Below are 22677 nucleotides of genomic sequence, written 5' to 3' on the forward strand. Positions count from 1 at the left end.
TTTTTATTTATAATAGAGGGGAAAGCAGATTAAAAAAACTAACCAAAATCAAACAGACTGGGTAAAGAAATGAAAAGGCTTTGAGTAAATTCCTGGCTTATGATACAAATCAGGCGTGTTCAACTACTGAGGACAATTTTCATCCGCAAAGACGAGAAGCAACACCGCGGATAATTGTAATTTTATGGACAATTTGTTCAGGACGTATTTTTCAAACAACTCTGCTCTGTTTTCTACCTCCCTCTGCACGCTTTCCGGTGAACAACACTGGCGTTCCGCGCTATAGTCACGTCTTCTGCCTGAGCTGGCGCTATGCGCTTAGCTAACTGATTTAATTCCCACTTTTTTGGTTTGCTGTTCGCAGCGAGCCTCGATGGATTATATTCTCAAGCAGGAGAAAAACATGTTTTACTGGATTTTATTAGCTCTGGCTATCGTTGCTGAAATTACCGGCACCTTGTCGATGAAATGGGCGAGCGTGAGTGACGGCAGCACCGGATTTATTTTGATGCTGGTCATGATTACGCTTTCCTATATATTCCTCTCTTTCGCGGTTAAAAAAATCGCGCTGGGCGTGGCATACGCTTTGTGGGAAGGTGTTGGTATTTTATTGATTACGCTGTTCAGCGTCATGATATTTGATGAAACCCTGACGACAATGAAAATTGCCGGGCTGACGACCCTGGTGGCAGGTATCGTGCTGATTAAATCGGGTACGCGCAAACCAGCCAAACAGCAGAAGGAGCAGACCCATGCAGCAGTTTGAATGGATCCACGCGGCCTGGCTGGCTTTCGCCATCGTTCTGGAAATTATTGCGAACGTCTTTTTGAAGTTCTCCGACGGCTTTCGTCGCAAAGCCTACGGCCTGTTATCGATTGCCGCGGTTCTGGGGGCGTTTAGCGCCCTGTCGCAGGCGGTGAAAGGCATCGATCTTTCCGTGGCCTACGCGCTGTGGGGCGGCTTCGGTATTGCCGCCACCCTGGCGGCAGGCTGGATTATGTTCGGGCAGCGTTTAAACCATAAAGGCTGGATAGGGCTGGTATTACTGCTCGCTGGCATGATCATGATTAAACTGGCCTGAGTGACCTACTGCTGCGCCAGGGCTTCCAGCCGGTCGCGAAAACCGGTCACCGCCAACGCTCGGTTATCGGCGCGCCAGCGGTCTTTCGCTGCCGGAGCAGAACTCTGAACGCCAATCAGTTGCCAGCCGTTAACGGTTTTTAACATCAGGGGCGATCCGCTATCACCCGGTAGCGTATCGCACTGATGCGAAAGCACGCTGTTTTGCGCCCAGCCCGTCACCACGCAGTCCGTATGGGTGTACAGCGAATCGAGGTGATCAACAGGGTAGCCTGACTGCGTCACTTTTCGATCGGCGGCTTTCAGGGCGGCGGTGAGCGCGTCTTTGTCACCATCAAAGAGCGGTAGCGGAGCGATCCCGGACGGCGGATAACGTAAAACGATCAGACCGAAATCCCAGGATGCCGCCCCGGGCGGCACAATCCATCCATCGCCATCCGGTTTCAGGCGTTTCCCGAGCGACGGATCCACCCGCCCCTCAATACCGTGAATTTCGTAGCGCCAAATCCCTTTCTGCGAGACAAAGCGCAGGGCGATCGCTTTATCCGGTTTGCCTTCGGGCGGCATTAACAGGCAATGACCCGCCGTCAGCGCAAGGCGTGGCGTTATGAGAGTTGCGGTACATAGATTGCCGCTGGCGGTTTCCAGTTGCCCGATGGCATCCCAGGGCGCTTCGGTAGGATCGGTGACACGCGTACGATCGTCATGACCAAAAAACAGCGTCTTTACCTCTTTGGCGCTGATGGCGTCATCGTCGCCCTCATCCGCATGTGAAAAGCCTGCAAAAAGGCTAAACGTTCCCAGTAACAACACAACAGATTTACGCATATCACACTCTGGTGGGGGTAATTATGATTATTAAAAGTGAACCCTATGAAAATACTATAGACGCGACGGCGAGAAAGTGGGAGTAAAATCAGCGTGCTACATTCAGGAAAGATAAAAGTGGCTGGCGATGAGCGCGCATAAAATTAGCAGGATAAGAATGAACTCAAACCGATAGCGCCGCAGCATACGCCCTCCGGATAAAAAAACGGCGCTGACCGCAATCCCGTTCAGCGCCGGTTTACCAACGTGCCCCGAAGGGCACGGTTAAGCTTGTACTCTTACGCTGCTGGCTGTGCAGCAGGTTTAGCCGCTTCGTGTTTTGCCGCTTTTTTGTGATGCTTTTTAGCCGCCTGGGCTTTCTGCTCTACCGCAGGTTTTGTCGCTTTTTTGTGGTGCTTTTTCGCGGCCTGCGCTTTCTGTGCTGCCGCTGGTTTAGCCGCTTTGTGATGTTTTTTATGGTGAACCGTTTTGGCCGGAGCAGCGGTGGATGCCGCAGGCGCTGCGGTGGCGGTAGTTTCAGCCGCGAATGCAGCGGAAGAAAGACCCATAGCAGCGGCAACAACCAGCGCTAATACTTTTTTCATTTTCATACCCTCGAATTTGGTTTTTCATTTAACCCCACTGCGGGGCCGTTGAAATAACTATATCCCTGTAAATTCGGGGTTTCCGTGAGTGATTGGTATCGGCGTGTAACCATATGTACAACGCCGGGGTGGCCCCCGGCGCGTTCGTTTACAGGTAGCGGGACGTCAGGTGTTCGCGGAAGTAGCGGATATTCAGATCTTCACCCGTGGCCTGGGTGATGAGCTGCGACGTGCTGAAACGGCTGCCGTGCTGCCAGATATTCTGACGCAGCCAGTCAAACAGCGCCGAGAAATCGCCCCCGGCAATGGATGCCTGCAACCCGGGCAGCGCAGTTTTGGCGGCATGGAACAGCTGTGCCGCATACATTGCCCCCAGCGTGTAAGACGGGAAGTAGCCAAAACCGCCGTCGGTCCAGTGGATGTCCTGCATACAGCCGTTGCGGTAGTTATCTTTGGTGGATAATCCAAGCCAGGCCTGCATTTTCTCATCCCATAACGCGGGGATATCATCCACTTCGATTTCGCCATTGATCAGCGCGCGCTCAATCTCATAGCGCAATACCACATGCGCCGGATAGCTCACTTCATCTGCGTCAACGCGGATGTAGCCCGGTTTCACGCGCTGATTCCAGGCAATAAAATTCTCTTCACTGAATGCCGCCTGGCTGCCGAAACGGGCATGGACCGCCGGAAGCAAATGCTTCAGGAAAGCCTCACTGCGGCCCAGCTGCATTTCAAAAAACAGACTCTGGGATTCATGGATCGCCGTAGAGCGCGCCAGCGCAACGGGCTGGCCGGCCCACGCTCGCGGAAGGTTTTGCTCGTAGCGGGCATGTCCGGTTTCGTGGATCACGCCGAAAAGCGCGCTGAGCAACTCGTCTTCATCGTAACGCGTGGTGATACGCACATCTTCCGGAACGCCGCCGCAGAACGGGTGGGCGCTAACGTCCAGACGACCGCCGTTAAAATCGAAGCCAAGCATTTTCATCGCTTCCAGGCCCAGCTCGCGCTGGGTGGCGGTGGGGAAGGGACCCTGTGGCGGAACGAACGATCGTTGAGCCTGTTTTTCCACAACCTTTGCCAGCAGCTCCGGCAGCCAGGACTTCAGATCGCCGAACAGCACATCCAGGCGAGCGCTGGTCATGTCGGGTTCAAAGATATCCAGCAGCGCGTCGTAAGGCGTGCAGCCTTTAGCCTCGGCGCGCAGGCGGGCCTCTTCACGACTGAGTTTCACCACCTCTTTCAGGTTGGCTGAAAAGCCCTGCCAGTCGTTGGCCGGACGCTGAGTACGCCAGGCGTGTTCACACCTGCTGCCCGCCAGCGATTTGGCCTCCACCAGCGATTCCGGCAGTAAAGTGGCCTGCTGGTAGTGGCGCGTCATTTCACGCAGGTTGGCCTGCTCAACGTCGTTCAGATCTTCTTCTGCTGCCGCCGCCAGCCATTCACCCACTTTTTTATCGGTCAGGATCTGATGTTGCAGGACGCTCATCTCCGCCAGCGCTTCACCGCGCGCGGCGCTGCCGCCGGGCGGCATCATGGTAAACATGTCCCAGCTGGCGATGGAGGAGAGGTGAGAGAAGCGGGAGAGGCGCTGGAAGGTGCGGGTGAGTTGTTGATAGTTATTGTTTTTCATGAAGTCCTCGTGTCTGAATCAGCCGATGACAAAAATTAGCATCGGCTCGATTTAAACACGAAGAGGGCTGAATGTTAATGCAGTCGTTTATGCAGGCTCGCGCCCACCAGCAGTGCCGCGCACAGCATCAGCGCGATAAATCCGCCCACGCCGTTCCAGCCGTAGTTATGCCAGAACACCCCGCCGAGAGTCCCGGCAATGCTGGAACCGAGATAGTAACTGAACAGATACAGAGACGAAGCCTGACCTTTGGCGCGGCGCGCGCGTGGGCCAATCCAGCTGCTGGCAACAGAATGCGCGGCAAAGAATCCCGCAGAGAAGAGCAGCATTCCGGCAAAAATCAGCCACAGGGAAGAGACAAGCGTCATCAGCAGTCCGAACAACATCACAGCGGTGGACACCAGCATCACCGGACCACGGCCGAAGCGCGCGGTCATGGCGCCCGCTTTTGGCGAACTCCACGTCCCGGTGAGATACGCCACAGAGAGCAAACCCACCAATGCCTGGCTAAGATGCCACGGTGAAAGCATCAGCCGGTAGCCAATATAGTTAAACAGCGTGACAAATGACCCCATCAGCAGGAATCCCATCAGAAACAATCGCGGCAAACCTTTGTCGCGCCAGTGCAGACGGAAGTTGATAAACAGTGTTTTCGGACGCAGAGAAGTCGGGCGGAAATGGCGCGATTCCGGCAGGATTTTCCAGAACATTAGCGCCGAAGCGAGGGCGAAGCAGCCGATTACGGCCAGCGCAATGCGCCAGTTAAAGAAATCGGTAAACACACCGCTGAGCAGGCGTCCGCTCATCCCGCCGATAGAGTTCCCGCTAATGTACAGCCCCATGGAGAAGGCCACGAAACTCGGGTGGATCTCCTCGCTGAGATAGGTCATCCCGACCGCCGCCACGCCGCTGAGAGATAACCCAATCAGCGCGCGCATGACCAGAATGCCGTGCCAGCTAGTCATCATGGTGGACAGCAAGGTACACACGGAGGCCAGCATTAACGCCGTTACCATGACCTGCTTACGCCCGATGGCATCTGAAAGTGGCCCGGTGAACAGCAGACCGATCGCCAGCATCCCGGTTGAAATGGAGAGCGAAATACTGCTGCTGGCTGGCGACACGCCAAATTCATGCGACAGGACCGGCAGGATCGGCTGAACGCAGTAGAGCAGGGCGAAAGTGGCGAGACCCGCTGAGAAGAGCGCCAGCGTGACACGCATAAACTGGGGGGTACCACGTTTTATAAACTGAACCGGCTGCGGTACTGCGGGTAAATCATCAATGTCGCTGGCCGGCGCGATATCAACGGTCGTTGTACGGCTCACACATAATCCTTGCTTAAACTTCCCCGTGGTTTCTGGTGACGGGTATGACCACAAGATTAGGGTAGGAAAATGTAAATATTCTGTCTAATATATTAATAATCTCAAATGATACTTTAAAAATATGAATATCGAGCTGCGCCATCTGCGCTATTTTGTCGCCGTCGCCGAAGAGCTCCATTTTGGTCGTGCTGCGGCAAGGCTGAATATCTCCCAGCCACCGCTGAGCCAACAGATCCAGATCCTTGAGCAGCAGGTTGGGGCGCGTCTGCTGGCGCGAACCAACCGCAGCGTGAGCCTGACGGCGGCGGGAAAACAGTTTCTCGCCGATAGCCGACAGATCCTGAGTATGGTGGTGGACGCCGCCGCCAGAGCGGAACGGCTTCATCTCGGGGAGACGGGAGAGCTGCGCATCGGGTTTACCTCGTCGGCCCCCTTCATCAGCGCTGTTTCACAAACGCTATCCTCGTTTCGCAGTAACTTTCCGGATGTGCATATTCAGACGCGCGAAATAAATACCCGGGAGCAAATATCGCCGCTTAATGAAGGATCGCTCGACCTGGGGCTAATGCGTAACACGCAGTTGCCTGATACCCTGGCGTGGCAGGTGATCCTCCGCGAACCGCTGATGGCGATGATCCCCCGGGATCACCCGCTCGCCGCGCAGCATAGCGTCACGCTGGCTGAACTGGCGAAAGAACCCTTTGTCTTTTTTGACCCACAGGTGGGTACCGGATTGTATGACGATATTCTTGGTCTGATGCGGCGATATGGCTTTGTCCCGACTATCGCGCAGGAAGTGGGGGAAGCCATGACGATCATTGGTCTCGTTGCCGCAGGACTTGGCGTGTCGATTCTCCCGGCCTCGTTTAAACGGGTACAACTGCCGGAAATGCGCTGGGTGAATATTGCCGAGCAGGATGCGGTCTCGGAGATGTGGCTGGTGTGGTCTAAACATCATGAACAGAGCCATGCGGCACAGCGTTTCAAAGAACAATTAATTACCGCTTCTCACGGGCGTTATTTATAGGGAAAAGCGGGCGAAAATGTGCAGTAAATCACATGGCTAAGTAAAAATTTGACGTCAGCCATTGAAGTGCTTCACCATAGCCCTCAGTTTATTTCGAAGCTCGAAAATAAGGGAGTACGAGGTGGTTGCTGATAGTCAGCCAGGGCATATCGATCAGATCAAGCAGACCAACGCGGGCGCCGTTTATCGCCTGATTGATCAGCTGGGTCCGGTTTCGCGTATCGATCTTTCGCGCCTGGCACAACTGGCACCCGCCAGTATTACCAAGATTGTCCGCGAAATGCTGGAAGCCCATCTGGTTCAGGAGACAGAAATTCAGGAGCCGGGCAGCCGTGGCCGTCCGGCGGTAGGGCTGGTGGTGGAAACGGAAGCCTGGCACTACCTGTCGCTGCGAATTAGCCGCGGGGAAATCTTCCTCGCGCTGCGCGACCTCAGCAGCAAGCTGGTGGTGGAAGACCGGCTGGAACTCCCGCTCGATGCAGAGCAACCACTCCTCGATGCCATTCTGACCCATATCGACCAGTTCTTTATTCGTCACCAGCAGCGCCTTGAACGTTTAACGGCGATTGCGATCACCCTGCCGGGAATTATTGATACCGAAAATGGCATTGTGCACCGCATGCCGTTTTATGAAAACGTCAAAGAGATGCCGCTGGGCGACGTGCTGGAAAACCACACCGGTGTACCGGTCTACATTCAGCATGATATCAGCGCCTGGACGATGGCGGAGGCGTTATTTGGCGCTTCCCGGGGCGCGCGCGACGTAATTCAGGTGGTGATTGATCATAACGTTGGCGCAGGTGTGATCACCGACGGGCGTCTGTTGCATGCTGGCAGCAGTAGCCTGGTGGAGATTGGCCATACGCAGGTCGATCCGTACGGAAAACGCTGCTACTGTGGTAATCATGGTTGTCTGGAGACGATTGCCAGCGTCGAAAGCGTGCTGGAGCTGGCGCAGGTGCGGCTCAGCCAGTCAATGAGCTCCACGCTGCACGGTCAACCGTTGAGCGTCGAGGCATTGTGCACAGCGGCAAGACAGGGCGATCTGCTGGCGAAGGACATCATTACCGGCGTGGGCAATAATGTCGGGCGCATTCTGGCCATTATGGTGAACCTGTTTAACCCGCAAAAAATACTGATCGGCTCCCCGCTCAGCCAGGCGGCGGATATCCTCTTTCCGGCAATTTCCGCCTGCATCAACCAGCAGGCGCTTCCCGCGTACAGTAAAAACATCGTGGTCGAAAGTACGCAATTTTCCAACCAGGGTACGATGGCTGGCGCCGCGCTGGTAAAAGATGCGATGTACAACGGCTCGTTACTGATTCGTTTGCTTCAGGGCTAACTCTTTTCCATAGATGTACGAAAAATTGCGCTATCTCAAGCCGGGTAGCGCACGCTTCCCGTAGACTTTCCCCACTGAATTATTTACCTGGTTTATATTTTTTGAAGCATACCCAAGAGGTGGAATGAGTCATGCTTAAGCGTTTCTTTATTACTGGTACGGATACGTCTGTCGGGAAGACCGTCGTATCCCGCGCGTTACTTCAGGCCCTGGCGGCAAGCGGTAAACGCGTTGCAGGATACAAGCCGGTAGCAAAAGGCAGTAAAGAGACGCCAGAAGGGCTGCGCAATAAGGACGCCCTGGTTCTGCAAAGCGTCTCGTCTCTGGAACTGCCTTATGATGCCGTCAATCCCATCGCGTTAAGCGAAGAGGAAAGCAGCGTCGCTCACAGTGGGCTTATCAACTACAGTCTGCTTTCTGATGGCCTGGCAAATCTGAGTGAAAAGGTTGATCACGTTGTCGTTGAAGGGACCGGTGGCTGGCGCAGCCTGATGAACGATTTACGTCCCCTTTCCGAGTGGGTGGTGCAGGAGCAGCTGCCGGTGATTATGGTCGTGGGCATTCAGGAAGGGTGCATCAACCATGCCTTGCTGACGGCGCAGGCTATCGCTAATGACGGCCTGCCACTGATTGGTTGGGTGGCGAACCGTATTAACCCGGGCCTTGCGCACTACGCAGAAATCATCGACGTGCTGAGCAAAAAGCTGCCTGGCCCGTTGGCAGGCGAACTGCCTTATCTGCCCCGCGCCGAGCAGCGCGAATTAGCGCACTATATCGATCTCTCGGCTTTCGGCGGTATGCTGGCCGTAGATCGAGTCGTGGCGTAGCGTTCTCGACAATACCGACGCCACAACACAGGCAACCAGCAAACCGGGAAGTAAAAAATACTGCCCGGTCATCTCACATACCATCAAGGCCGACATGATTGGCGCATGCGTTGTGGCGGCGAGCAGCGTCGCCATTCCTGCCAGCCCAAGCAGGATCGCCGTCTCAGAGCCAGGAAACCACAGCGCAAAGATCTGCGCAAACAGCATTCCCGTTGCCATACCAACGAACAAGGTTGGCGTAAACACGCCTCCCGGTGCGCCGGACCCGCTGCTTGCCAGCACCGCCAGGAGCTTGCAGATAAAGACGCCGGCAATTACCGACAGCAGCGGCGGCGACTGCAAAAACGCCTGAACCACGCTATAGCCATTCCCCCATACCTTCGGCGTCAGCAGCGACAGCAGCCCGACGATCAGCCCCCCCAGCGCCAGCTGCCAAGGCGGTGAAAGTTTGAGACGCAGAAACAGCCTGTGGCTGGCCGCCATCAGCCACATCAGCAGCGGGCCGCAAACGCCAGCCATCAGACCCACGCCAACGATCAGGAAATAATCCACCGCCGTAAGCATCTCGCTGAGATGGACATCATATAGCGTATTCGCGCCGGGACTTAACAGGCGCGTGGTCAGCAGGGCCACCACAGCGGCAATCACCACCGGGCCGAGGGAGGCCAGCATAAGTGTGCCAAACAGGATCTCTGCGATAAACAGGCTGCCCGCCAGCGGCGCATGATAGGCGCTGGCCATCCCGGCGGCGGCACCGCAGGCGATCCACAGTTTCCATTCGGATTTCGGCGTACAACGTTGTGCAAAAAAGGAGGCAGCGAGGGCGGCAAGCAGGATCATGGCGCCTTCCCGGCCGATGGCGCTGCCGCTGGCGACCACCAGCAACGAGGCGAGGGATTTCACCAGGCTGGCGCCGTAATCAAACTGGCCATCACCCGTCTCCAGCGCCTCCATATAATCGGTCGGGGCGTGGGGACGTTGTGCCGTCATGCGCTGCCATCCCCACAGTAGCACTCCCGCGGCCAGACCACCCAGCGCAGGCGTGAGCGCCCGCCGCCAGGGCGATAACGCGGCAGCGGCATTCACCAGGCTTCCGCTTTCGTTGCTGAGAAACAACCACTCCAGCAGATACATGCTGTGGCGGAACACCGCAACGGCCAGCGCTGCCAGCACGCCGGTGACAGTAGCAATCAGGAGACGGCGAAACATCGCGCGGATGTCGGGGTAAGCGTGAAGACGTTGCATGAAGTCGTGATTAACGGGGACGATACGATATTGTGGCGGGAAAACGTGAGGTTAGCAAAAGGTATGCGTGCGGAAAAAGGCCGGGCAGTACCCGGCCTGAATGCTTAACTCTCGCTATGAATATTCAACGCCCGGCGCGTACGCCCTGAGCTCAAATACTCCGCAATATAATCCTGGGATATCTCGCCGTTATAGCGTCCGTCCTCGTCCACAATCGGCATCCAGCTGGTGTTGCTCTCATACAGGCGAGAAAGCACCACGCGCAGGTTATCCTCGGCCTTACCTGTCATGCGGAACGGATGCAGAATATCACCGCAGCTGCCGCTGGCATTACGCGCTTCGCGGCGCTTCACAAAGCCCAGCGGTTTGCCGAGATCATCAACCACGGTAATGGCGCGAATATCGTTGTCATCCATGGTGGCGAAGGCCTCTGGCAGCGGCGTCGATTCGCGTACCGTAATCGTCGGCTGCTGGTCGGTGACGTCGCCCGCGGATACCAGCAGCAGGCGTTTCAACGTCCGGTCCTGACCAACAAACGAGCCGACAAACTCATTGGCGGGTTTCGCCAGCAGCTCGTCCGGGCTGGCGCACTGAACAATACGCCCCTGACGGAAGACGGCAATACGGTCGCCCAGCTTCAGCGCTTCGTCAATATCGTGGCTCACCAGCATCACGGTCTTTTTCAGCTTGCGCTGCATCTCCAGGAACTGGTTCTGGATCACCTCACGGTTAATCGGGTCAACCGCGCCGAATGGTTCATCCATCAGCAGGACTGGAGGATCCGCTGCCAGCGCGCGGATGACGCCGATACGCTGCTGCTGACCGCCGGACATTTCGCGCGGATAGCGGTGAAGGAATTTATGTGGATCCATTGCCACCATATCCATCAGCTCCTCGGCACGGGATTTACAGCGCGCTTTGTCCCAGCCCAGCATGCGCGGCACGACGGTAATGTTCTCTTCGATAGTCATGTTCGGGAACAGGCCAATCTGCTGGATCACGTAGCCAATGTTGCGGCGCAGGGTCACGGTGTCCATCCCGCTGGTGTCTTCGCCGTTAATCAGGATCGTCCCGCTGCTTGGCGTAATGAGACGGTTAATCATCTTCAGGGTAGTGGTTTTTCCGCAGCCGGACGGGCCGAGCAGCACGCACATTTCCCCTTCAGGCACGTTCAGATTGACGTTGTCGACGGCCTTAAACGTCTGGCCGTGCTTCTGTGAAAATTGTTTGGTGAGGTTTTCCAGTTTTATCATTATCGAATCCCCTTCGGAGTCAGTACCACCTGCAAACGGTGCAGCAACCAGTCGAGCACAATCGCTAAAAGACAAATCATCAGCGCGCCCGCAATTAACATACGAATATCACTCCCGCCAATACCGTTAAGCAGCAGCAGGCCCAGACCGCCCGCGCCAATCACGGCAGCAATCGCCATGACGCCGATGTTCATCACCACGGCGGTGCGGATGCCGCCAAAAATGACCGGCAGCGCCATTGGGATTTCCACCCAGCGCAGACGCTGCCAGAAGGTCATGCCGATGCCGCGTCCCGCTTCGCGCAGGCCGGGTGGCAGGCTGTCGAGCGCCGTGTGGGTGTTGCGCACAATCGGCAGCAGTGAATAGAGGAACACCGCCGTAATCGCGGGCAGGGCGCCAATGCCCTGACCGATCAGCGAAAAGAGCGGGATCATCAGGCCGAAAAGCGCAATTGACGGGATGGTGAGCACAATGGTGGCAATCCCCAGCACCGGCGTTGCCAGCCATTTATGGCGGACAATTAAAATGCCCAGCGGCACGCCAATCACAATCGCCAGGCCGACGGCGAGCGCCACCAGCCACAGGTGTTGCAGCGTCAGGGTTAAGAGATAGTCCCAGTTGTCGAGAATATAGTGAATCGTCTCCATAGCGCCTCCTACAGCAACTGTTTGCTACGCAGGAAATCACGGGCGACCTGCTGCGGTGACTGATGGTCGATATCCACCTTCTTATTCAGTTCGGTGATAACGTCGTTATTGAGCTGGGCTGAGAGGGTGTTCAGCGCCTCCTCCAGCCCCGGGTTAGCCTCCAGCGTGTCTTTTCGAACAACTGGCGTCACGGCGTAACTCGGGAAGAAGCCTTTATCGTCTTCCAGCACTTTAAGATCGAAGCCCTTCACGCGCCCGTCGGTGGTGTAGATCAGCCCGGCATCGACAAACCCGTCGCGCACCGCGTTATAGACCAGCCCCGGATCCATCTGGCGGATCTGCGGGCGGTCCAGCTCCATGTTGTAGGCCGCCTGCAACGGTTTCATCCCGTCGCTACGCCCGGCAAATTCCAGGTCAAGGCCCAGCAGCCAGTTGTTATCTGGATCGGTTTTACGGATCTGCTCAATCTTTGCCACCATCTCAGACATGGTATTGATATGTTCAGCCTCGGCGCGCTTGCGCTGCATGGCAAAGGCATAGGTATTGTTCATATCGGCAGGTTTAAGCCACACCAGACCGTGCTTTGCGTCGAGGCGTTTCACCGTCTCGTATGACTCCTGCGGCGACATGCGTTTGTTGATATGGTTGAAGATGATCAGCGACGTGCCGGTGTACTCCCAGGTCATATCAATCTGCTTGTTAATCATCGCGTTACGGGAAATCACCGTCGCAATATTAGTCTGCGGCTGCACCTGAAATCCTTTCTTATGCAGATACTGTACGGTCATGGCCGAGAGAATGTGCTGCTCGGTAAAGCTCTTTGTTGCCAGGATCAGTGGCGCGGCGAGCGCCTGGCTGGTGAAGAGCGCGGCGGCGCACAGCGCCGTCAGGCCGGAAAACAGTCTCATAGAAGCTCCTTGTTATAATTATCGCGCGAGATGCGGGCTCAGTTGTCGACCCAGTGCCGCCAGCAGCGTATCCAGAATCAGGGCGAACAGGGCGGTGGCCGCCGCGCCCAGGATCAGCGTCGGGAAGTCATTCAGATAGATCCCCGGGAAAATCAGCTCGCCGTAGCTGCTGGCGCCAATCAGGAATGCCAGCGGTGCGGTACCGACGTTAATCGCAGTGGCAATGCGAATACCGGAAAGCATCACCGGCCAGGCATTAGGAATTTCGACCTGATGCAGGCGCTGCCATTTGGTCATGCCGATGCCGTTTGCCGCTTCCAGCAACGACGCGGGAACAGAGCACAGCCCGGCATAGGTGTTACGCACAATTGGCAGCAAAGAAGCGAGAAAGAGGGCGATAATGGCCGGTTTATCACCGATGCCAATCACCACCATCGCCAGCGCCAGAACGGCCAGCGGCGGCAGGGTGTTGCCCACGTTAAAGATTTGCATCACGTATTCGGCGATACCCCGTGCCGCCGGACGGCTCAGCAGAATACCGCTTGGAATGCCCACCAGCAGGGCAAAGAACATTGATGAAAAGACCAGAATCAGGTGCTGTTGACCGAGGTAGAGCAGGTCAACCTGGCGCGCCTTAATCGTCTCCAGTCCAATTCCCCAGGTGAGGAGAGCGAGGACCACGATAATCGCGCCGACAAAAAGCAGCGAACGTTTAAGTAATGGGTGCATTGCGGTGTGTCTCCCTGTGCGCATGCGTTATAGCAACCACCTGTTGCGGTTGCCTGTTGTTATGCCATGTTTCGGCAGGGGTACTTCACCTATAGCAAGCGAAACGGAAGGGTTCCAGCAAAGGGGGTAAAACAGTAACCCTATGAAATTAGTGACAACCTGAGTTAAGCCTTATGGCGTAAGGGCTGTCAGTGGGAAGGCAGAATAGTCTTAAAGAAGCACGCCTCAAGTGACAACGTCACTTGAGGCGTGCTGATCACCCTATCGACTAAGCGCGGCGCGTACCTTTCGAACGCGCCACGAGATACGAACGATTGAAAAGGCGGCGATAAACACCAACATCAGGCCCAGTGCCAGCATCGCGTGGAATCCAAACTCTCTGAAGAGGATCAGCCCCGCAATCCCGCCGGTAATAAACGAGAAAAGGGTGGTTAAATGGGTTTTGAGCTGGCTCTTTTGCGCGGCCGTGTCTTTGGAATAATCCCGGCGCAACATGGCGACCATAACGGAGGCCAGCGAAATGCCGGCATCGGTCAGCGTACCGGTAATGTGCGTGGATCTCACCCGACCGCCGGAAAGCTGAGTGGAGGTGGAGTTATGAATTCCCATCAAACCGCACAGGAAAAGAATAATCTCCTGATTCGTGGCGAAGGAGTGAAAATACATTTCATAAAGGGATACCCCGGTAAGTAATAGCCCTTCAACAAATAAAACCTGGCTGAATATAAGCCTGACGTTATGGATAATTCCCCAGATAACAATAATCCGCGCAACAATGGCGCCAGTGACAAACGACAGAATAATGGCGCCAAAAAAAAGAATATCACTGAGATCGGTGGAGGAAACTTCGCTGGATAACTGCGATGTATTACCCGTCATATGAGAGGGGAAAAAGCCGAACGCGCCCAGCGCAATGGCATTCAGCAGTCCCGCGGAGGTCGCCAGCCAGAGTGCAAGACGACGATCCTCCTGATGCGTTCGTTCTTTCTTTAATTTAATCAGCAAAGAATACCTCCAGTTTGAGCTTTGCCTGACTTCTCAAGCTAACAAAGTGATGTCGCCGACTGACCAGGATATTGCTTAATTATTATTTCAACGGGAGGAGTGCGAGGTTTTGTAATTAAATAAAATAACCCTGTTAATATAATGCCTTATTGCAGATGCCACGAGCAGACTGACGGGCAAAAATACTGTCCCAGTGTGCATGCTCGCTGTAGCGGGATGGGATTTGATTCAGTGTAGACATAGGTCTCATTCACGACGATGAGAAGAGATGCCCCCGTGATTTTCGGGGGCTTAGAATGTTATTTCAGACTGGTTTTGAAGAACTGCTCAAACTGCGCGAACGGGATTTTTCCTGCGACGTTATCGTAGAGATCAACATGGTTTGCACCGGGAACAATCACCAGCTCTTTCTCTTTGCTGCCGACGGCCTTGAACGCATCCTCCGCAAAATAACGAGAGTGTGCGTTTTCACCGGTCACAATCAGCGTTGGGATAGTGATCTCCCCGGCATAGCTCAGCAGCGGCATATTCATAAAGGATAACGGCATGGTCGCAGTCCACGCGCCGGTGGAGTTTACGGAACGGGCATGGAAACCGCGCGGCATACGGTAGTAATCATAGAACTCTTTCAGTACCGGATGCGGATCGGTGGGCAGTGCTTCCGGCAGAATGCGCTCGGCCGCCGTCACCTTGCCATTCTCATCGACATTAATATCGTGGCCGCCATGGGCGAAAGTGCCGCTTTCAGCATCTTTCCAGCGCTGCGCGTTCAGATACTGCAACACGGCCCGACGATCGGCCGCTGAATAGCGATCTTTCCCGTTGCCCACGCCGTGACCCATCGCGCGGCTCATATCGTACATTACGCTGGTGGCGACCGCCTTCACGCGGGTATCCATGGATGCCGCGTTCAGCGCCATACCGCCCCAGCCGCAGATACCAAGAATGCCGATACGGTTACGGTCGACCTCTTTCTGTAACCCCAGGAAATCCACAGCGGCGCTAAAGTCTTCGGTGTTGATGTCAGGGGAGGCAACGTTACGCGGCTGGCCGCCACTTTCCCCCGTGTAGGATGGGTCGAAGGCCAGGGCCACGAACCCCTGTTCAGCCAGAGTCTGGGCGTACAGACCGCTGGATTGTTCTTTAACCGCGCCGAACGGCCCACTGACAGCTATCGCCGCCAATTTCTGGTCGCCGTGGTTCCTGGGAATGTACAGATCGCCCACCAGAGTGATCCCGTACCGGTTCTGGAACGTCACTTTGCGGTGGTTGACTTTATTGCTCTCGGCGAAGGTTTTATCCCAGGTTGTCACCATCGAAACGGGGGCGTTAGGATTTAGCGTTTCTGCATAACTCATTGTTGTCACTCCACTTAATGATGCGCATAACAGCAGCGCAACGGACAGTTTTTGGGTGAATGTTTTCATAAGAGGTACCGTGTGTTTTTGTAATGAGGCCATTATAGTTAGCAGAAATAGTGCTGATTAGAGGCCGAAAGCTGCTAGGATTAATATCATTTTGTTATGAATTGACGAGGCATGATGGCGAAGCGGGAAAACTATAATGAACTGTATCTCTTTATCCAGGTGGTGCGGGAGGGAAGCTTCACGGCAGCCGCACAGCGGCTCGGGCTGGCGCAATCCGGGATCAGCCGATCGGTTCGTGAGCTGGAAGAGCGGCTGGGCGTGCAGCTTCTGGTGCGTACTACGCGCAAGCTGTCGCTGACACACGCCGGGGAACAGCTTTACCAGACCGCCGGCTCCGCCTTTGATGCGCTTGATACCGGGTTGACCAGACTGGCGCATTACCGTCAGACGCCGTCCGGCACGGTGCGCATTAATGCCAGCCAGCACGCCATCGAGAAATGTCTGCTGCCAAAGCTCGCTATCTTCAAACAGCGTTACCCGGATATCCGTCTGGAATTGATGAATGAGAGCCGGTTCGTGGATATCATTGCGGAGCGATTCGACGCGGGCGTCCGGCTGGGACCGGAGGTGGGACAAGGAATGATTGCGGTGCGCATCACGCCCGATATGGAGATGGCTGTGGTTGCCGCCCCGGCGCATTTTCGGCGCTATGGTTTCCCGCAGACGCCCGCCGATCTGGATGCTCATCCCTGCATTGCCTACCAGTTTGCAGACGGTAACCACTATCAATGGGAGCTTGTTCAGGACGGGAAACGAGTTACGCACCGGCCTGAGGGGCAATGGGCCTTTTCCGACAGCTACATGGAGGCCGAAGCGGCCCGGCTGGAACTCGGGCTGGCCTATGTCCCGGTTGAGCTGGTGTCTGACGATCTGGAGCGTGGCACGCTTATACGCGTCTTACAGCGCTACAGCCTGCGGATGGACGGGCTTTACCTCTATTACCCGCACCGCAACGTGTCCCCGGCGCTAAGAGCGGTTATTGATACGTTGAAAATTTAAGGCAGCCTCTGCTCGACGGTCTATACAGCTCCTGGGTTTGTGGTACGCTACTATTTTATATAGCGCTGCTTAATTAAGGCAAAGAAATGACAAAAATAACGCCAGAATATACGGCTGTAGACTTATCGAGTTGGGCAAGGAAAGAACATTTTGAAGTCTTTCAGAGCTTTGCTCAATGCACGATTAACCAAACGGTTCAGCTGGATATCACTGCGCTGCTGAAACATATCAAACAGGTTGGCTGGAAATTTTATCCTTCGATTATTTCCCTTATTTCGACAGTCGTTAATCGCCATTCTGAGTTCCGTATGGCTATGAAGGATAATGAGCTTGTAATATGGAATGAGGTGCATCCCAGCTATACCCTTTTCCATAAAGAGACGGAGACGTTTTCATCATTATGGAGTCACTTCGACGGGAATATTCATCACTTTCAGAACGTTTATGCAGAAGACGTTTCTCGCTATGGTGATAATCTTGCCTACTGGCCCAAAGAAGAGTACCGGGAAAATATATTCTTCATATCGGATATTCCGTGGGTCAGTTTTACCAGTTTTAATATCAACGTGGCTAACATGCAGAACTTTTTTGCGCCCATGTTCACGTTTGGAAAATACTTTAACCAGGATGGAAAAGTCTTGTTGCCTTTCGCCGTTCAGGTTCATCATTCTGTCTGTGATGGTTTCCATGTGGCCAGACTAATCAACGAGTTGCAAGAGTTGTGTGATAATTTACCGCACTATTAAGCCGCGAGCCGTTTCCGGCCCGCGGCAGCAGGACAGGTGATGAGTCGTTCTGACGATCAGGCGGCTTTGACGGCCCGGATTTTTTTGCTGCTATCCGCCTCTGGCGCTGTTTTATCCGTTGCAGCATTGAGCTCGGGAAGCTTGCTGGTACGCAGGATATGCTGCACGGACTCTTTCTGCTCGGCAAGATACAGACCAAGGTTTTCCGCCTGCGTTTCATCCATCTGCATTCCGCTTTGCAGCAGCCAGTCGGTGAACGCTTCTGCCATGTCGAGCAGTTTGTCGTGAGCGTCAGCCTCTTTCTTACTGGCAAAAGTCATTTTCTCTTCACCTTTTCTTACGACCACGAATTTTGTTTCAACAGCCATTTTGCACCTCCAGCACTGTAATTATATACAGTATAGCAGTTCCGGATCTGCGTTGCAGCAAAAATGTCCGAACCTGGCTTACACAACGGATGTACAAGCCAGGAGCTGTTATCGGTACAGCGTTTTTTCTGCAATCGGGATCAGCAAAGTGGACTGCCATTCTGCCAGCGTCAGCTGGGCAAGTTTACCCAGCGCCGTATAGAACGGATGGGCCGCGTTTTCAACGAATACGCTAAGGAAACGCGTGCTCCACGGCAGCAGATGCCAGGCCATAAGCTGGTCGCGTTCTGTGTCGCGACCGTTCTCGGCAAGCCATGCCGCCAGCATCAGCAACGTTCCGAAGTGATCTTCCGGCTCATTCTGCTGCATCTCAAAGGCGATATGGTTTTCACGCATCCACTGGCGCAATGCAAGGGTCGAATCGCCAAACAGCACGGACTCGCGATCGAGCCAGACGGAGCCCCACGGGGGGGCGGGCAGGGCATACGGGCCAATAAACAGACGCTGCCAGGCGTCTTTCAACGCTTCGTCCGACGGGTTCTTAAACATACTGGCCACGGGCTGCAGGCTTTCCTGCGCCAGCGGCCAGTCCTGCACCCAGTCACCTGCGGTCAGGGCACTCACCAGCGGTGCGGCCTGCTCGCTGTCCGGGGCAAAATAAAACAGCGCGCCCAGTACCCGGGCGCTGAACGCGAACGATTCGCGGTGTGAGACGTCATTCATTACAACTTTCCTTACTTGTGCGCGGGGGTAGCCCGCGCACCTGTGTTAACCTGCAATTGCTAACCCTGCGGTCATATGCAAACCATAAAATAGCCCACGGCCAATCATTTCACCCCCCGCCACCAGCACGAAACCTGCAAACAGGCCGAGCGTTTTCGGTTCCTGACGACGAATAAGTGGACAGATCCAGCAGCCTAAACCCGCCGCCAGCAGCGCGATGCGCCATACCTGAAGCGAACCATAATCCGGCAGCAGGGCGTTAGCCTGCTGGATTGAACTCTGGATCGTCCCCAGCGTATTGCTTTGCAACACGACGACCGCCACGCAGGCGATGAGTGCCAGTACGCTGACAGACGCGGCAAGGGTACCTTTGTATGTCACGTTTGCGACCCGCAGCAGCAGCGCGGCCAGCATCGGGCCAGTAAGAGCCATCGTCAGGAAGAAGGCCAACGTGGTGTAGCCCGTATACCAGGTCGGAACGGTATCGATCTGATAGACCCGGGTCATCGCCCAGACAAAAACGACACCCAGGAGCTGGCTGACAACCATCCAGATTTTGCCTAAAGCTGGGGGCATTTTACCGATAACCGACACCAGCCACCAGAAACCGCCCACGGCAAAGAAGATCGAACCCGCCGCGATCTCATTACTCAGCGCTGACGCTCCCACGCGGTTAAGCGAGTTGAAGGCGCGCAGCGGGGAGCCAAGATGCAGTACCGAGGCCATAAACCCAATACCCATTACCAGCCAGAGAAAAAACAGGCTGCGCACGATGCGTATTCTGGCCTTGTCATCACGTTCATTCAGCCAGGCGAAGCCCATCACGATTAATGCGCCAGCCACGCACTGCCCGAAAACGGTGAAGATCACCAGCGGCCATTCATGCCATCCACTTCCCATCTCACACCTCCTTCGGGTTTGCCAGGTAGCCGGTGGTGTCACCCGTCGGACGGCTGTTGGCGTTAGGTTTAATCACAATACTCGGCTTCGTGAAGTGCGCAGACGGCAGCGGCGCGACCGCAGCAAGCTGGCCGTGTTTTTTGCGCAGCTCTTCAATCGGGCCAAAGTCCAGCGCGCGCAGCGGGCAGGACTCGACGCAGATGGGCTTTTTGCCGTCCGCCACGCGGCTGTGGCAGCCGTCGCACTTGGTCATGTGGCCTTTAGCCGCGTTATACTGCGGCGCACCGTACGGGCAGGCCATGTGGCAGTAGCGACAGCCGATGCAGACATCCTCGTTCACCACCACAAAACCGTCGTCTCGCTTGTGCATTGCCCCGCTCGGGCAGACCTTGGTGCAGGCCGGATCTTCGCAGTGGTTGCAGGCAATCGACAGGTAATAGGCGAAGACGTTCTGATGCCAGACGCCGTTATCCTCCTGCCAGTCGCCGCCCGCGTATTCATAAATACGACGGAAGCTGACGTCCGGGGTCAGGTCTTTATAATCCTTGCAGGCCAGCTCGCAGGTTTTACACCCGGTGCAGCGGCTGGAATCAATAAAAAATCCATACTGGGTTGTCATCGGTTAATCCTTATGCCTTCTCGATCTGCACCAGGTTCGTGTGCTGCGGATTGCCTTTCGCCAGCGGTGACGGGCGGTGTGTGGTCAGGGTATTGATGCAGGAGCCGTGATCGACACGATCGCCGTTCATGTTGGCGTCATGCCAGGCGCCCTGGCCCATCGCGCTCACACCAGGCATAATGCGCGGGGTGACTTTGGCGGCAATGCGCACTTCGCCGCGATCGTTAAACACGCGCACCGTGTCACCGTTTTTAATGCCGCGCTTCTCGGCGTCTACAGGGTTAAGCCACACCTCCTGGCGACAGGCGGCCTGGAGCACATCCACGTTGCCGTAGCTGGAGTGGGTACGGGCTTTAAAGTGGAAACCGAACAGTTGCAGCGGGAATTTGCTGCGCTCGGGCGCGTCCCAGCCTTCAAAGGTTGAGGTATAGACCGGTAGCGGGGTGATGGTTTCGTCTTTTTGCAGTTCCCAGGTTGCCGCAATATCCGCCAGCTTGCTGGAGTAGATCTCGATTTTCCCCGACGGGGTTTTCAGCGGATTGGCATCCGGATCGTCACGGAATTTTTTATAGGCCACAAAATGTCCATTTGGATCTTTGCGCTTATAAATACCCATTTTTTTCAGCGCGTCGTAGGACGGCAGCAGCGGATCTTTGGCAACCATTTTGGCGTAAAGGTAGCGCAGCCACTGCTCCTGCGTACGGCCTTCGGTGAATTTCTGATAGACATCCGGTCCGAGACGTTTCGCTACTTCGCTCATGATCCAGTAGATGGGTTTGCGCTCAAACTTCGGGGCGGTTACCGGCTGGAGGAAAATCAGGTATCCCATGTTGCCGGCGTAATCGTTGGGGATGATATCTTCCTGCTCAACGGTCATCAGGTCCGGCAGGACAATATCGGCATACTTCGCGGACGAGGTCATGAAGTTGTCGATAACGACGATCGTTTCGCACTTACTCTCATCCTGCAAAATGTCGTGAGTTTTGTTGATATCAGAGTGCTGGTTGATGATGGTATTACCCGCATAGTTCCAGATGAACTTGATCGGCACATCCAGCTTATCCTTGCCGCGTACGCCGTCGCGCAGGGCGGTCATCTCCGGTCCACGCACGATGGCATCCGTCCAGCTGAAGCAGGAGATTTGCGTTTTCACAGGATTTTCCGGCAGCGGCATACGTTCGATGGTGATGGTGTAGGTCGATTCGCGCGCGCCGCTGTTGCCGCCGTTAATGCCGACGTTGCCGGTCAGGATCGGCAGCATGGCGATGGCGCGGGATGTCTGCTCGCCGTTGGCCTGACGCTGCGGGCCCCAGCCCTGGCAAATGTAGGCCGGTTTTGCCGAACCGATTTCACGGGCCAGCTTAATAATGCGATCGGCAGGAATGCCTGTAATGCGCGACGCCCATTCCGGGGTTTTCGCGGTTTTGTCATCACCCTGGCCGAGAATATAGGCTTTGTAATGACCGTTAACAGGTGCGCCTTCCGGCAGGGTTTTTTCGTCATAACCCACGCAGTATTTATCAAGGAAAGGCTGATCGACGAGGTTTTCATTAATCAGCACCCACGCAATACCTGCCACCAGTGCGGCATCGGTGCCCGGACGAATCGGGATCCACTCGTCTTCGCGGCCTGCGGCGGTGTCGGTGTAGCGCGGATCGATAACGATCATTCGTGCGTTAGACCGTTCACGTGCCTGTTCAAGGTAGTAAGTGATCCCGCCGCCGCTCATGCGCGTTTCTGCCGGATTATTGCCGAACATCACCACCAGTTTGGTGTTTTCGATATCTGATGTACTGTTGCCGTCGTTGCTGCCGTAGGTGTAGGGCATTGCGCAGGCGATCTGCGCGGTGCTGTAGGTGCCGTAGTGGCTGAGGAAGCCGCCGTAGCAGTTCATCAGGCGTGCCACCAGCGAGGCGTAAGGGGAGGAGCGGGTGATATTGCCGCCGACAATTCCGGAGGAGTAGTTAATGTAGACCGCTTCGTTGCCGTATTTTTCGACCACGCTTTTCAGGCTCGCGGCGATGGTGTCCAGCGCTTAGGTGATACGTTCAAACTTGCCTTCTCCGCGTTTGCCCACGCGTTTCATCGGATAGTTCAGACGGTCTGGATGATTAATGCGACGGCGAATTGAACGGCCTCGCAGGCAGGCGCGAACCTGATGGTTGCCGTAAACATCCTCGCCGGTATTATCCGTTTCAACCCAATAGACTTCGTCATCGCGAACGTGCAGACGCAGCGCGCAGCGGCTACCGCAGTTTACCGAGCAGGCGCCCCAGACGACTTTATCTTCCGCTGGCTGAATAGCGGTCTGCACTGCGGCGGCGGCGCTTTTCAGACCAAAAGGCAATGCGATCCCACCGGCGGCAAGCGCCAGAGATCCTATGGCAGTAGATTTAACCAGAGTTCGACGGCTTATCCCGTCGTGATGTTCAACTTCGGACATAACTCACCCCATCAT

The 22677-nt window shown here is 55.4% G+C and carries 23 protein-coding genes and 2 pseudogenes; 8 read left to right on the top strand and 17 right to left on the bottom strand.

The window, feature by feature from the left end:
* The first annotated feature begins 115 nt into the window (after positions 1-115).
* From ACQG0S_RS09915 to mdtI, 3 genes and pseudogenes are all read left to right on the top strand, one after another.
* Positions 116-286, top strand: a pseudogene (locus tag ACQG0S_RS09915) (hypothetical protein).
* Between the two features lie 117 nt (positions 287-403).
* Positions 404-766, top strand: coding sequence for a multidrug/spermidine efflux SMR transporter subunit MdtJ (gene mdtJ, locus ACQG0S_RS09920; RefSeq protein ID WP_032624865.1), 363 nt, complete (start codon positions 404-406; stop codon positions 764-766).
* A complete protein-coding gene (mdtI, locus tag ACQG0S_RS09925; protein ID WP_022647960.1) occupies positions 753-1082 on the top strand; it encodes a multidrug/spermidine efflux SMR transporter subunit MdtI in 330 nt (109 codons plus the stop codon). Before mdtJ ends, mdtI begins: the two co-directional genes overlap by 14 nt.
* Before the next feature lie 5 nt (positions 1083-1087).
* On the opposite strand, the gene ACQG0S_RS09930 is transcribed toward mdtI, so the two are convergent.
* The 5 genes from ACQG0S_RS09930 to ACQG0S_RS09950 form a co-directional block, all read right to left on the bottom strand.
* The gene (locus ACQG0S_RS09930) at positions 1088-1909 is read right to left on the bottom strand and encodes a trypsin-like serine peptidase (protein ID WP_023299991.1); all 822 of its coding nucleotides are present in this window, start codon (positions 1907-1909) and stop codon (positions 1088-1090) included.
* Between the two features lie 102 nt (positions 1910-2011).
* Positions 2012-2095: a hypothetical protein gene (locus tag ACQG0S_RS09935; protein WP_057979992.1), complete on the bottom strand. Its 84-nt coding sequence runs from the start codon at positions 2093-2095 to the stop codon at positions 2012-2014.
* A 92-nt stretch (positions 2096-2187) separates the two neighbouring features.
* The gene (gene asr / locus ACQG0S_RS09940; RefSeq protein WP_046620052.1) at positions 2188-2493 is read right to left on the bottom strand and encodes an acid resistance repetitive basic protein Asr; all 306 of its coding nucleotides are present in this window, start codon (positions 2491-2493) and stop codon (positions 2188-2190) included.
* A gap of 148 nt (positions 2494-2641) precedes the next feature.
* Positions 2642-4126, bottom strand: a complete 1485-nt coding sequence (locus tag ACQG0S_RS09945) for a carboxypeptidase M32 (RefSeq protein ID WP_048966590.1) — start codon at positions 4124-4126, stop codon at positions 2642-2644.
* Positions 4127-4200: 74 nt separating this feature from the next.
* A complete protein-coding gene (locus ACQG0S_RS09950; RefSeq protein WP_022647964.1) occupies positions 4201-5454 on the bottom strand; it encodes an MFS transporter in 1254 nt (417 codons plus the stop codon).
* A gap of 121 nt (positions 5455-5575) precedes the next feature.
* Here ACQG0S_RS09950 and ACQG0S_RS09955 point away from each other — a divergent pair, with 121 nt between their 5' ends.
* The 3 genes from ACQG0S_RS09955 (at position 5576) to bioD (ending at position 8650) form a co-directional block, all read left to right on the top strand.
* Positions 5576-6481, top strand: a complete 906-nt coding sequence (locus ACQG0S_RS09955; RefSeq protein ID WP_169441077.1) for a LysR family transcriptional regulator — start codon at positions 5576-5578, stop codon at positions 6479-6481.
* A 121-nt stretch (positions 6482-6602) separates the two neighbouring features.
* Positions 6603-7823 carry a sugar metabolism global transcriptional regulator Mlc gene (mlc, locus tag ACQG0S_RS09960; protein ID WP_022647966.1) on the top strand — a complete coding sequence of 407 codons (1221 nt, stop codon included), beginning with the start codon at positions 6603-6605 and terminating at the stop codon, positions 7821-7823.
* A 131-nt stretch (positions 7824-7954) separates the two neighbouring features.
* Positions 7955-8650, top strand: coding sequence for a dethiobiotin synthase (gene bioD, locus ACQG0S_RS09965; RefSeq protein WP_038415982.1), 696 nt, complete (start codon positions 7955-7957; stop codon positions 8648-8650).
* Here bioD and clcB read toward each other — a convergent pair.
* The 7 genes from clcB to ACQG0S_RS10000 all read right to left on the bottom strand — a co-directional run bounded on the left by clcB (position 8585) and on the right by ACQG0S_RS10000 (position 15864).
* Positions 8585-9895, bottom strand: coding sequence for a voltage-gated ClC-type chloride channel ClcB (gene clcB, locus ACQG0S_RS09970; RefSeq protein ID WP_048966588.1), 1311 nt, complete (start codon positions 9893-9895; stop codon positions 8585-8587). The two genes, bioD and clcB, sit on opposite strands and share 66 nt — an antisense overlap.
* 104 nt (positions 9896-9999) lie before the next feature.
* The gene (osmV, locus tag ACQG0S_RS09975; protein WP_022647969.1) at positions 10000-11148 is read right to left on the bottom strand and encodes an osmoprotectant ABC transporter ATP-binding protein OsmV; all 1149 of its coding nucleotides are present in this window, start codon (positions 11146-11148) and stop codon (positions 10000-10002) included.
* A complete protein-coding gene (gene osmW / locus ACQG0S_RS09980; protein ID WP_022647970.1) occupies positions 11148-11795 on the bottom strand; it encodes an osmoprotectant ABC transporter permease OsmW in 648 nt (215 codons plus the stop codon). Before osmW ends, osmV begins: the two co-directional genes overlap by 1 nt.
* 8 nt (positions 11796-11803) lie before the next feature.
* On the bottom strand, positions 11804-12703 hold the full coding sequence (gene osmX / locus ACQG0S_RS09985) for an osmoprotectant ABC transporter substrate-binding protein OsmX (RefSeq protein WP_048966587.1): 900 nt from the start codon (positions 12701-12703) through the stop codon (positions 11804-11806).
* Positions 12704-12721: 18 nt separating this feature from the next.
* Positions 12722-13432, bottom strand: a complete 711-nt coding sequence (osmY, locus tag ACQG0S_RS09990; protein WP_048966586.1) for an osmoprotectant ABC transporter permease OsmY — start codon at positions 13430-13432, stop codon at positions 12722-12724.
* Between the two features lie 261 nt (positions 13433-13693).
* Positions 13694-14437 (bottom strand): YoaK family protein, encoded by a 744-nt coding sequence (locus ACQG0S_RS09995; protein ID WP_048966585.1) that lies wholly within the window; start codon positions 14435-14437, stop codon positions 13694-13696.
* 299 nt (positions 14438-14736) lie between these two features.
* Entirely contained in the window at positions 14737-15864 is a 1128-nt protein-coding gene (locus ACQG0S_RS10000) for an alpha/beta hydrolase (RefSeq protein ID WP_072050125.1), read from the bottom strand.
* Between the two features lie 114 nt (positions 15865-15978).
* On the opposite strand from ACQG0S_RS10000, the gene ACQG0S_RS10005 reads away from it, so the two are divergent.
* Positions 15979-16863 carry a LysR family transcriptional regulator gene (locus ACQG0S_RS10005; protein WP_046620166.1) on the top strand — a complete coding sequence of 295 codons (885 nt, stop codon included), beginning with the start codon at positions 15979-15981 and terminating at the stop codon, positions 16861-16863.
* A gap of 86 nt (positions 16864-16949) precedes the next feature.
* Complete coding sequence (gene catA / locus ACQG0S_RS10010) at positions 16950-17609, top strand: type A chloramphenicol O-acetyltransferase (protein ID WP_023300000.1); 660 nt, start codon at positions 16950-16952, stop codon at positions 17607-17609.
* A gap of 56 nt (positions 17610-17665) precedes the next feature.
* Here catA and ACQG0S_RS10015 read toward each other — a convergent pair whose 3' ends face one another.
* The 5 genes and pseudogenes from ACQG0S_RS10015 to ynfE form a co-directional block, all read right to left on the bottom strand.
* Positions 17666-17977 carry a YebG family protein gene (locus ACQG0S_RS10015; protein ID WP_022647976.1) on the bottom strand — a complete coding sequence of 104 codons (312 nt, stop codon included), beginning with the start codon at positions 17975-17977 and terminating at the stop codon, positions 17666-17668.
* Positions 17978-18085: 108 nt separating this feature from the next.
* Complete coding sequence (gene dmsD, locus ACQG0S_RS10020) at positions 18086-18700, bottom strand: Tat proofreading chaperone DmsD (RefSeq protein WP_048966584.1); 615 nt, start codon at positions 18698-18700, stop codon at positions 18086-18088.
* A gap of 45 nt (positions 18701-18745) precedes the next feature.
* A complete protein-coding gene (locus tag ACQG0S_RS10025; RefSeq protein ID WP_045308503.1) occupies positions 18746-19600 on the bottom strand; it encodes a dimethyl sulfoxide reductase anchor subunit family protein in 855 nt (284 codons plus the stop codon).
* A 1-nt stretch (position 19601) separates the two neighbouring features.
* The gene (locus ACQG0S_RS10030; protein ID WP_022647979.1) at positions 19602-20219 is read right to left on the bottom strand and encodes a DMSO/selenate family reductase complex B subunit; all 618 of its coding nucleotides are present in this window, start codon (positions 20217-20219) and stop codon (positions 19602-19604) included.
* 10 nt (positions 20220-20229) lie between these two features.
* Positions 20230-22662, bottom strand: a pseudogene (ynfE, locus tag ACQG0S_RS10035) (selenate/tellurate reductase subunit YnfE).
* Between the last annotated feature and the right edge of the window lie 15 nt (positions 22663-22677).

Origin of the sequence: Enterobacter cloacae complex sp. 418I7 (genome assembly GCF_050030705.1) — a bacterium.
Classification (GTDB): Bacteria; Pseudomonadota; Gammaproteobacteria; order Enterobacterales; family Enterobacteriaceae; genus Enterobacter; species Enterobacter intestinihominis.

Bases quoted from the DNA above. Each gene is read 5' to 3' on its own strand.
- mdtJ (WP_032624865.1), top strand. From the start codon at position 404: ATGTTTTACTGGATTTTATTAGCTCTGGCTATCGTTGCTGAAATTACC.
- mdtI (WP_022647960.1), top strand. From the start codon at position 753: ATGCAGCAGTTTGAATGGATCCACGCGGCCTGGCTGGCTTTCGCCATC.
- ACQG0S_RS09930 (WP_023299991.1), bottom strand. From the start codon at position 1,909: ATGCGTAAATCTGTTGTGTTGTTACTGGGAACGTTTAGCCTTTTTGCA.
- ACQG0S_RS09935 (WP_057979992.1), bottom strand. From the start codon at position 2,095: ATGCTGCGGCGCTATCGGTTTGAGTTCATTCTTATCCTGCTAATTTTA.
- asr (WP_046620052.1), bottom strand. From the start codon at position 2,493: ATGAAAAAAGTATTAGCGCTGGTTGTTGCCGCTGCTATGGGTCTTTCT.
- ACQG0S_RS09945 (WP_048966590.1), bottom strand. From the start codon at position 4,126: ATGAAAAACAATAACTATCAACAACTCACCCGCACCTTCCAGCGCCTC.
- ACQG0S_RS09955 (WP_169441077.1), top strand. From the start codon at position 5,576: ATGAATATCGAGCTGCGCCATCTGCGCTATTTTGTCGCCGTCGCCGAA.
- bioD (WP_038415982.1), top strand. From the start codon at position 7,955: ATGCTTAAGCGTTTCTTTATTACTGGTACGGATACGTCTGTCGGGAAG.
- clcB (WP_048966588.1), bottom strand. From the start codon at position 9,895: ATGCAACGTCTTCACGCTTACCCCGACATCCGCGCGATGTTTCGCCGT.
- osmV (WP_022647969.1), bottom strand. From the start codon at position 11,148: ATGATAAAACTGGAAAACCTCACCAAACAATTTTCACAGAAGCACGGC.
- osmW (WP_022647970.1), bottom strand. From the start codon at position 11,795: ATGGAGACGATTCACTATATTCTCGACAACTGGGACTATCTCTTAACC.
- osmX (WP_048966587.1), bottom strand. From the start codon at position 12,703: ATGAGACTGTTTTCCGGCCTGACGGCGCTGTGCGCCGCCGCGCTCTTC.
- osmY (WP_048966586.1), bottom strand. From the start codon at position 13,432: ATGCACCCATTACTTAAACGTTCGCTGCTTTTTGTCGGCGCGATTATC.
- ACQG0S_RS10000 (WP_072050125.1), bottom strand. From the start codon at position 15,864: ATGAAAACATTCACCCAAAAACTGTCCGTTGCGCTGCTGTTATGCGCA.
- ACQG0S_RS10005 (WP_046620166.1), top strand. From the start codon at position 15,979: ATGGCGAAGCGGGAAAACTATAATGAACTGTATCTCTTTATCCAGGTG.
- catA (WP_023300000.1), top strand. From the start codon at position 16,950: ATGACAAAAATAACGCCAGAATATACGGCTGTAGACTTATCGAGTTGG.
- ACQG0S_RS10015 (WP_022647976.1), bottom strand. From the start codon at position 17,977: ATGGCTGTTGAAACAAAATTCGTGGTCGTAAGAAAAGGTGAAGAGAAA.
- dmsD (WP_048966584.1), bottom strand. From the start codon at position 18,700: ATGAATGACGTCTCACACCGCGAATCGTTCGCGTTCAGCGCCCGGGTA.
- ACQG0S_RS10025 (WP_045308503.1), bottom strand. From the start codon at position 19,600: ATGGGAAGTGGATGGCATGAATGGCCGCTGGTGATCTTCACCGTTTTC.
- ACQG0S_RS10030 (WP_022647979.1), bottom strand. From the start codon at position 20,219: ATGACAACCCAGTATGGATTTTTTATTGATTCCAGCCGCTGCACCGGG.